Origin of the sequence: Yoonia sp., from assembly GCF_036007805.1 — a bacterium.
GTDB lineage: Bacteria > Pseudomonadota > Alphaproteobacteria > Rhodobacterales > Rhodobacteraceae > Yoonia.
Genome location: NZ_DASYOK010000083.1, coordinates 1 through 6,533, shown reverse-complemented (window position 1 = coordinate 6,533; position 6,533 = coordinate 1). Strand labels below are relative to the sequence as shown.

The 6,533-nt window shown below is 57.1% G+C and carries 5 protein-coding genes and 1 pseudogene; 4 read left to right on the top strand and 2 right to left on the bottom strand.

Annotated features, from left to right (window positions below):
- Together VGP75_RS05065 and VGP75_RS05060 are read right to left on the bottom strand one after the other, a co-directional pair.
- Nucleotides 1-762 (bottom strand): aminotransferase-like domain-containing protein (locus VGP75_RS05065; RefSeq protein WP_327542614.1); only part of this gene is annotated, 762 nt, incomplete at its 3' end.
- 268 nt (nucleotides 763-1,030) lie between these two features.
- Nucleotides 1,031-2,413 (bottom strand): aminotransferase family protein, encoded by a 1,383-nt coding sequence (locus VGP75_RS05060; RefSeq protein ID WP_327542613.1) that lies wholly within the window; start codon nucleotides 2,411-2,413, stop codon nucleotides 1,031-1,033.
- A 473-nt stretch (nucleotides 2,414-2,886) separates the two neighbouring features.
- Between VGP75_RS05060 and VGP75_RS05055 the strand changes: the two genes are divergently transcribed.
- The 4 genes and pseudogenes from VGP75_RS05055 to VGP75_RS05040 form a co-directional block, all read left to right on the top strand.
- A complete protein-coding gene (locus VGP75_RS05055; protein ID WP_414727776.1) occupies nucleotides 2,887-3,894 on the top strand; it encodes a taurine ABC transporter substrate-binding protein in 1,008 nt (335 codons plus the stop codon).
- Between the two features lie 97 nt (nucleotides 3,895-3,991).
- Entirely contained in the window at nucleotides 3,992-4,795 is an 804-nt protein-coding gene (locus VGP75_RS05050) for a taurine ABC transporter ATP-binding protein (protein ID WP_327542612.1), read from the top strand.
- Nucleotides 4,795-6,129, top strand: a complete 1,335-nt coding sequence (locus VGP75_RS05045) for an ABC transporter permease (protein WP_414727775.1) — start codon at nucleotides 4,795-4,797, stop codon at nucleotides 6,127-6,129. Before VGP75_RS05050 ends, VGP75_RS05045 begins: the two co-directional genes overlap by 1 nt.
- Before the next feature lie 71 nt (nucleotides 6,130-6,200).
- Nucleotides 6,201-6,533 (top strand): annotated as a pseudogene (locus VGP75_RS05040) (NYN domain-containing protein); the annotation flags it as partial.

The window sequence follows — 6,533 nt, the reverse complement described above, 5'->3', positions numbered from 1 at the left end:
AAGGTTTTCGGGCGGCAGTCCGTCCTGATCAACGGGAACGACGCTCAGCTGGCAACGCGATTGCGTCAGGATCGTGCGCAGTGCGGGATAGCAGGGGTCCTCAATTGCTGCACGCCTGCGGCTGTTCAACAAAACCTGCGCTGACAGCCAAAGCGCGTTTTGTGCGCCCATTGTTACGAGAATCTCATCAGGATTGGCGAGGATGCCGCGCCTTGGCAGGGTCTGGCGGGCGATGAAATCAACCAGTTGCGGATCATCGCCATCGAAATAATCCGATGTGAGCGCGCTAAAGTCCCGCATCCCCAGCGCCCGCAAGGCACAAAGTCGCCAGTTGGCGCTGTCAAACAGTGTTTTATCGGTCTGCCCGTAGATAAACTGATAACGGTAGTCGGCCCAGTCTGCGGGCTTGTCCATGCTCAGGCCGGGTGTGAAGCGCTGGCCAATGGTCCGCGTCCAATCCACGGTACCGATGTTTGCGCGTTGTGCCGGAAAGGCGGGTGGTTCGGGGGCATTGTCGGACACAAAATAACCGGATCGCCCGCGCGACGTCAGATAATCATCGGCGACCAGTTCGGTGTAAGCCAGCGTCACGGTGATCCGGCTGACACCCAAATGCGCTGCCATCTTGCGGGACGAGGGAAGGCGCTCACCCGGACGGATACGACCAGCCAGAATACCCTGCGCCACCATTTGCTGGATGCGCGCCTGCAAGGTACCTTCCGCGGAAGGATCAAGAAAGAAAGTTTCGACGGATAAAGACATGGTCTGGCCTTAGGTTGCAGCTCAGACTGGACTTATTTTGCACGGGCGGCAAGTGGTGCTGCTGAAAATCCTGTGGTCCGCGACGGAAACTCTGCGCCGGCACGTATCAGAAGTGCAATAAGCTGGAGAAGACCAATGAAGCTGCTGCAAGTCGGATTTTTGGTTGTGTTGGGCACGCTGTGCTTTGCAACCTACGCAACGTCCAAGACGCTTCAGGCGCCTCAGGTGGGGTGGGTGCAGGAACAGACTGTCCCTGCACCTGATATGTTTAGCCCAAGACGCGGGTAATGGCCGCATCAACCGCAGAGGTGATGTGGTCCAGATCGTCGGCTGTCGCAATCAGTGACGGAGCGAAGACAAGCGTGTTGTTATAGCCCGGCACGGACCGGTTGGTCGCACCGATAATCACGCCCTGTGCCATACAGTCGGCCACAATCGCGCCCACATGCTTTTCCGACACAGGTTCTTTGGTCGCGCGGTCCTGCACCAGTTCAGCGCCCGCAAAGAGCCCCATGCCGCGCACATCGCCGATCCATTTGTGCTTTTCCATCAGCGCCTGAAGGTTGCCTTTCAGGTGCTCGCCCATGACGGCAGAGTTGCCGCGCAGATCTTCTTCCTCGATGATCTTCATGTTCTCGATAGCCGCAGCCGGACCGCCGGTGCAGCCACCAAAGGTCGAGATATCGCGGAAATAGCCCAGCGGATCGGTGTCGTCTTTGAACATGTCAAACACGCGGTTGGTGGTTACACAGCAAGAGATCGCCGCATAGCCCGAGGCCACGCCTTTTGCCATGGTCACGATGTCGGGCTGCACGCCGAACTGCTGATAGCCGAACCATGTGCCCGTGCGGCCAATGCCGCAGACCACTTCGTCGATATGGAGCAGGATGTCGTATTTCTTGCAGATTTCCTGCACGCGCTCCCAATAGCCTTTGGGGGGGACAATGATCCCACCGCCCGCAGTGATCGGCTCAAGGCAAAGCGCACCGATGGTGTCGGCACCTTCTGCAAGGATGACGTCTTCGATGGCTTGTGCGGCCTTTGCGCCATATTCCTCGCCGACCGACCCATCTTGTGAGCGGTACTCAAGGCAGTGTGGCACGCGGACAAAGCCAGGTGCGAAAGGGCCGTATTGGGCGTTGCGTTCGTCCTGTCCGCCAGCGGACATCGTCGCCAAGGTCGAGCCGTGGTAATCGCGTTCGCGGTAGAGGATCTTCTGTTTCTTGCCGCCATAGTGCTTGTGGCTGATCTGGCGGACCATCTTGAAGGCTTTCTCGTTCGCCTCAGAGCCGGAGTTGGCATAATAGACCCGGTCCAGACCGGGCATTTTGTCGATCAGCATTTCGGCAAATTGCGCGCCGGGGATAGTGCCCAGCGAGCCGCCGAAGAAACACATCTTTGTCACGGCGTCCGCAATCGCTTTACCGATCCTTTCGCGCCCGTAGCCTACGTTCACAGTCCAGACGCCGCCGGACACGGCATCGACATGCTCTTTGCCCTTGATGTCCCACAGGCGCAGGCCTTTGCCCTCAACGATGATGCGCGGATCAATCGTTTCATACTGCTTGTGCTGGCTGAGGTGGTGCCACACATGCGCCCGGTCGGCCTCGATGACGGTTCCGGGATCGTTTGCGAAGTTCAGCGTATCCATATCCGATGCTCCAAAAGAATGCAGGTAGGGGCGGGACGAATCCACATTCGTCCCTGCCTCTCATAACCAGAGTGTGCCTATAGGCTGTGCAATCTCAATAGGGCCAGTTTGAGTGCTTAGTTAGGGCCAAAATAGAGATGTCGTCGGCATAATCCGAGGGTGGATTCTATCTAACATAATGAAACGCCAGCAAGAAATTGGCATATCCGTCGCAGTGTAAACAACATGCCTTTGAAAAAGAGCATGAATCCATCATTGACGTGAGCTTTTGAATTTCTTTCGCTGGACCCCGACTTGCCGCCTAATTGAGCAATTGATCGGGCGCGAGGCAAAACAGATGGCAGAGGGCCATCAAGGAACCAGCTGGGGGTGATGTGACTTGGAACACATGTTATTTCATGTTCAGCTAACTTAAGGTGGTCAACCACCAAACGTCCGGCCCAAAACCAAGGGTCGCAACACGGGAGACTGAAATGACAATGAAGAAAACACTTTTGGGCGCTGCCGCCGGTGTCGCACTGATGACAGGTGCCACGCAGGCCTTTGCCGCCGGGCACGGCGAAATCACTGTTGCCTATTTTCTCGAATGGCCGATGCCATTCCAGTACGCCAAGGTAAACGGGACATATGACGAGGAAATGGGCGTCAAGGTCAACTGGGTCAGCTTTGACACCGGAACCGCCATGTCCGCGGCTATGGCCTCTGGCGATGTCCAGATCGCTGTCAGCCAGGGTGTGCCGCCCTTCGTGATCGCGGCAAGCGCGGGCCAGGATCTGCAAGTGCTTGATGTTGCCGTCAGCTATGCCGACAATGATAACTGCGTTGTGGCCAGCATCCTTGAGATCGACAAGGATTCAGCGGGCGAACTGGAAGGCAAGAAGGTTGCCGTGCCACTGGGGACGGCCGCGCATTATGGCTTCCTCAGACAGATGGACCATTTCGGTGTGGACGTTGCCACCCTTGATGTTGTCGACATGGCACCGCCAGAGGGGGCCGCAGCATTGGCGCAAGGTTCCGTTGATATGATGTGCGGTTTCGGCGGTTCGCTCCGCACGGCAATGGAATACGGGAATGTTTTGCTGACCGGCGCCGAAAAGACGGAGCTGGGCATCCTTGTTTTTGACGTGACATCGGCGCCGGCTTCCTTTGTTGCGGAAAACTCTGATCTGGTGGCAAGTTTTCTGGCCGTGACAGCCAAGGCGAATGCGGACTGGAACGCTGGCATGATGGCCGACGAAATGCTCCCGGTGATCGCACAAGACAGCGGCATGGACGAACAGGCGGCGCGTGACTTTATGGCGACCTTCACCTTCCCGACGATCGAGGAACAGTTGAGCCAGAGTTGGCTGGGCGGCAATGCGGCGGGTTTCATGCAGGGTGTCGCACAGGTCTTTGTGGATGCCGGTTCGATCCCGAGCGCGCTGAGCAGCTATGAGGGTGCCGTGAACACAGGCCCGCTGCAAGCGGCAGCTGACATGTAATCATGTTTTGGGCCGGTGCGTGCGCGCACCGGCCCAATCATTTTCAGATCGGCGCGACAAAAGGGTTTGCCGCTTTGAAAATGATTGGGGGCAGAACATGTCAGGACTTCAAATAGACAAACTCTCCATGCGGTTCGACTTGCCGAACGGGTCATCGGTGCAGGCGCTCAAGGACGTCTCACTTGACCTTAAGGCGGGCGAATTGCTGTCGGTGCTGGGCCCTTCGGGCTGTGGAAAGACGACACTGTTGAACATCGTCGCGGGCTTTCTGGCCCCGACAGCGGGTACAATCACGCTCAATGGCCATAAGGTCAGTGGCCCCGCCGCCGAGCGCGGAATGGTGTTCCAGCAGGGCGCGCTTTTTGAATGGATGAGCGTACGCGAGAACGTGGGCTTTGGGCCGTCGATGAAGGGTATGCCCAAGGCGGAAAAGGCCAAGATTGTCGATCATTTGCTTGACGTTGTGGGTCTGCAGGATTTCAAGGAAAAGGCGGTCTATGAGCTTTCGGGCGGTATGCAGCAGCGTGTGGCCCTGGCGCGCTGCCTTGCCAATGAACCCGATGTGATCTTGATGGACGAACCGCTGGGCGCGCTTGATGCGCTGACCCGCGAAAAGATGCAGGGTCTGGTTCTGAAGCTGTGGAAAGAAACCGGCAAGACGATCATCCTGATCACACACTCGGTAGAAGAGGCGCTTTTGCTCGGCGAACGCCTGATTGTCATGGCGCCGCGTCCGGGCCGTATTCACACCGAATACCGTCTGCCCTTTGCCGAAATGGGCGTGGGCCAGGACCTGCGCGAGGTCAAGAAACATCCCAAGTTTGGCGAAACGCGTGAGGAAATCCTGGGCATGATCTGGGACATGGAAGAAGAAATCATGGGCCGGACGGAGGACGCATAATGGCATTGCTAGGAGACCTTTGGGGTGAATTCTGGGCAGTTCTGACAACGCTCTTTGCTGCGGCCCCCTATATCATCGGCTATATCCTGATCATCCTTTTGATGATGGTGATCTGGAACGGCGTGAAACGGTTGCTGACGCCGAAACATGACTACGGCTCGCTCAAGACCGTGACCTTTGGTGATGAAAGCGCAGTGACCTCAAACACCGTTGCTTCTGTTGTTTCGATCGTGCTGATCTTTATTTTGTGGGGCGCATTCACCGGCTCGAAACTCTTGCCGGGCTTCATGCACGCATCGGGCCCGTTTCAGGGGGAGGGATCGTTTGAATATACGATCACGACGCCCGCAGGAGACAGCGACACGGCCACAGTGAGCGTTGTGGTGCATCCAACAGGTGAAGATGTTGCAGCCCCTGAGGTCGACCTCGGTGATGGCATCGCCAAGAACGACTCGATTGCAATCCCTATCTATCGGAGCGCATTGCTGCGGGTGGACCTCAACGATGAAATGGGCCGCGATGAAGAGACATTCATCACCGCTGTGGATGGCCAAGCGATTGCGCCGGGCAGCAGTGTTTATGTCAACTTTGGCCGCGTGGCGATGTCGGACAAAGGGACGCTGAACATCATTCCCGCCACGGGCATGCAGATGGAACCCATCTGGCTACCATCGCCCGAAGCGGTCTGGAGCCGGCTGGGTGAAATCGCAACGGTCGGCTATCGAAACTCGACCTTGGCCGAGCATCTGGGATACTCGCTTTTCCGCGTGATCGTTGGTTTCATGTTGGGCGCGCTGGTTGGGATTCCTCTGGGTTATGCGATGGGTCTGTCCAACTGGTTCCGCGGCTGGTTTGACCCCATTGTCGAATTTATGCGCCCTGTCCCGCCGCTTGCGTTGATCCCGCTGGTAATCATCTGGGCCGGTATCGGCGAAGTGGGCAAGATCATCCTCCTCTTTCTTGCGGCGCTCTGGATCATGGCGATTGCGGCCCGTTCGGGTGTGTCGGGCGTGCGGATTTCCAAGGTCCATGCAGCCTATTCGCTGGGTGCATCAAAATGGCAAATCATGCGTTACGTGATCATACCGAACTCTTTGCCCGAAATCTTTACCGGTGCGCGCGTTGCCATGGGTGTCTGCTGGGGTACCGTTGTGGCGGCAGAACTGGTCGCGGCGGAAAAGGGGGCTGGCATGATGATCATGGTAGCCTCGAAATTCCAGAGCACCGACATCGTGCTGATGGGGATTATCCTGATCGGCGTAATCGGGTTCAGCATTGATATGTTGATGCGGCAGGCCGAAAAATGGCTGGTGCCGTGGAAGGGCAAGGGTTGATCCCGCCCGCTCATTGACAACCTAAAAGACAGAGGCGAGGGTGTGTCCCTCGCCCTTTTTGCAGTCATGCCATGGAATATTCTGACCTTCTCATACTTGCGCCCGCCTTATTGGGCTTTGTTATTTTGCTGTGGGCGCGGTTGCTACGTGCACCGTCACCGCCAATTGCGCCACAAGAGACGTTACCGCCCAATCCTATCCTCGTGGATGGGTCCAACGTGATGTATTGGGGGCCAGAGCCCTCTGTCAAAATCCTTGCACAAGTGCTGCGCAGCCTTGAACGCGCAGGCTATACGCCGATTGTGTTCTTCGATGCGAGCGTCGGCTATGTGCTTGACGATCATTATTATGACGAGGCGGCACTGGCCCCGCTTTTGGGTATCCCGCAGGAGCATATCTGCGTT

Bases quoted from the DNA above. Each gene is read 5' to 3' on its own strand.
- VGP75_RS05045 (WP_414727775.1), top strand. From the start codon at position 4,795: ATGGCATTGCTAGGAGACCTTTGGGGTGAATTCTGGGCAGTTCTGACA.
- VGP75_RS05055 (WP_414727776.1), top strand. From the start codon at position 2,887: ATGACAATGAAGAAAACACTTTTGGGCGCTGCCGCCGGTGTCGCACTG.
- VGP75_RS05050 (WP_327542612.1), top strand. From the start codon at position 3,992: ATGTCAGGACTTCAAATAGACAAACTCTCCATGCGGTTCGACTTGCCG.
- VGP75_RS05060 (WP_327542613.1), bottom strand. From the start codon at position 2,413: ATGGATACGCTGAACTTCGCAAACGATCCCGGAACCGTCATCGAGGCC.